This is a genomic window from Luedemannella flava (assembly GCF_039528515.1).
Classification (GTDB): domain Bacteria; phylum Actinomycetota; class Actinomycetes; order Mycobacteriales; family Micromonosporaceae; genus Luedemannella; species Luedemannella flava.
Map to the genome: position 1 here is coordinate 1 of NZ_BAAALT010000349.1, position 2,308 is coordinate 2,308.

The following is a 2,308-nucleotide window of genomic DNA, read 5'->3' on the forward strand; positions in this document are numbered from 1 at the left end:
ACCGGACGGGCCGGCGCGGCAGCCTGCGGCGCGGGTGGCGGGACGGGCCGCGCGGGCGCCGCCGGGGGTGCGGCGGGCGGGCTGACCGGCGTGGTGAACGTCGTGGTGGGCTCGACCGGCTCGTCGTCGCGAATTACGGGCATTTCGCCCGTACTATCTGATTTTGGCTTGTTCTTCTTTTTCTTGCTCTTCGGGGCGACGAGCTTGTCGAGCAGGTTCTGCTTGGCGGGCTTAAGTTCGATCTTGGGCAGCACGACGTGGATCGGGCCGAGCTCCGGTTCGATCTCGGGCACGGCGGCGGACGCCGCGGCGGCGCCGGAGGCCGACCCGGGGCGCACCACACCGGTGCCGGGCCGGACCACGTCGGTGTTCGGGCGGACAACTCCGGTGTTCGGCTGTGCCGCGGGGGACTCGCCGGACCCAGCGTCGCTGCCCGCGGGCCCAGCGTCAGGGTGTGATTCGGTACTCGTCACCGGACCCTCCTTCCCGTGCCCCCGATGTCTCTGCGCGACACTAACCGTAAAGCCGGCCCAGCGGCTGCCGTCATTGAGCCCGGAGGAGTGCGATGTTGGACTTCGACGTCACGGTCGAGATCCCGAAGGGGCAGCGCAACAAGTACGAGGTTGATCACAAAACGGGCCGGATCCGGCTCGATCGGACTTTGTTCACCGCGACGCAGTATCCGGCCGACTACGGCTTCATCGAGGGGACCCTGGGCGACGACGGCGACCCCCTCGACGCGCTCGTGCTCGTGATGGAGCCCACATTCCCCGGCTGCCTGATCCGCTGCCGGGCGATCGGCATGTTCCGGATGAAGGACGAGGCCGGCGGCGACGACAAGGTCCTCTGCGTGCCCGCGGACGACCCGCGCCAGGAGCACCTGCGCGATATCCACCACCTCTCCGAGTTCGACCGCAAGGAGATCCAGCACTTCTTCGAGGTCTACAAGGACCTCGAGCCCGGCAAGAGCGTCGAGGGCGCCACCTGGGTGGGCCGGGCCGAGGCCGAGGCCGAGGTACGCCTGTCCTGGAAGCGGCACGAGGAGGCGATCGAGTCCGGCGAGCGGGAAGAGGTCGAGGTCGTCCCCTACGGCGGTGTCGGCAACGGCACGCACGAGGCGCACTGACTCCTACGGTCCGGTGGGCGCTCCCGTTCCGGGGGCGCCCACCGGCGTCTGCGCCACGGCCACGTACACGTTGTCGACGGCGCCGTTGAACTGGTCGTTGCCGCGCCACACGCCCTTGCCGCCGATGCGCAGCGGCATGGAGTTGCTCACCCGCAGGTCCACCGGGATGAGCCGGATGTCGTTGACGTACCCGTCCACGAAGATCGCCAGCCGGTCGCGGGTGCGTACGCAGTCGACGCGGTGCCACCCCCCGTCGGCGATCGTCACCTGGCCGAACGCCTCGTGGAAGCTCTCCGTACGCGTCTCGGTGATCACGCAGCTCGGATAGCCCGCGACCCCGTCGACCTGCAGCTTGAACTGGCCCATCGGGGCCCGCAGCCCCTTCTGCAGGATGTTCTCGCCGGGGCTCGTGGCGGTCGCGGGCAACTGCACCATCGCGCCCCACGAGAACGGCCGCGTGCCCGGGTTCAGGTCGTCGGAGCTGCGCGCCTGCAGGACGGCGCGGGGGCAGTCCGGCCCGGCGGAGCGGACCACCGGCCGCGGCCGGCACGGTCGGGGGTAGCGGACCGCGAGGCCGGCGCCCTGGGTCGCGGCGACGATCCGGCCGCCGTTGCGGCTCGCGACCTGCAGCGTGTGCCCGTGCCCCGAGTCGTCGGGCACCTGGCCGGTGTCGAGACCCCGGTCGAACGTGTACCGGGCGACGATCTCCCAGTTGCCGGGCACGGGCGGCCGGCCCACGGGCGGGAAGGGCGGCGCGGTCGGGGCCTTGGACGGCACGGCGGCCGGACGGCGCGTCGCCTCGCCCGACTCGGCGGAGGCCCGGACGCCGATCGCCGCCAGCGCGACAGCGGGAACAGCCAGCACGATCGCCAGCGGGGAAACGCCCTGAACCGTACGCTTCGCTCTCATCTTGCCGGATTTAACGACGCCCTCGCCGCGATGGACGCGCGGGACCGACCAGGGTCACCCGCCGAGGCCGCGTACCCAGGCGAACAGCTCCAGCACCACGCAGGCCAGCGGCGCGAGCGCCACGACCGCGAGGATGTCGAGGATGTCGGCGATCCGCGCCAGGTAGGGCGAGCCGTCCCCGCGCCGGCGCGGGGCGAACGCGGCCGTGGCGATGAGCGCGCCGACGGCCACCAGCGTCACCGCGACGGCGAGCAGCCCGGCGCCGATCCCGTC

The 2,308-nt window shown here is 71.9% G+C and carries 3 protein-coding genes and 1 pseudogene; 1 reads left to right on the forward strand and 3 read right to left on the reverse strand.

The features are described 5' to 3' along the window. Positions 1-473, reverse strand: a 473-nt coding sequence (locus ABD211_RS33220; RefSeq protein ID WP_344140510.1) for a hypothetical protein, incomplete at its 3' end; no start/stop codon positions are given. 95 nt (positions 474-568) lie between these two features. Between ABD211_RS33220 and ABD211_RS33225 the strand changes: the two genes are divergently transcribed. Continuing rightward, the gene (locus ABD211_RS33225; protein ID WP_344140514.1) at positions 569-1,126 is read left to right on the forward strand and encodes an inorganic diphosphatase; all 558 of its coding nucleotides are present in this window, start codon (positions 569-571) and stop codon (positions 1,124-1,126) included. 3 nt (positions 1,127-1,129) lie between these two features. Here the strand turns inward: ABD211_RS33225 and ABD211_RS33230 are convergent, their stop codons facing one another. Continuing rightward, on the reverse strand, positions 1,130-2,035 hold the full coding sequence (locus ABD211_RS33230) for a LamG domain-containing protein (RefSeq protein WP_344140512.1): 906 nt from the start codon (positions 2,033-2,035) through the stop codon (positions 1,130-1,132). Positions 2,036-2,089: 54 nt separating this feature from the next. Next, positions 2,090-2,308, reverse strand: a pseudogene (locus ABD211_RS33235) (type VII secretion integral membrane protein EccD); the annotation flags it as partial.

What these genes read in the sequence shown, in the direction of transcription:
- ABD211_RS33230 (WP_344140512.1), bottom strand. Translation starts at nt 2,035, where the DNA reads ATGAGAGCGAAGCGTACGGTTCAGGGCGTTTCCCCGCTGGCGATCGTG.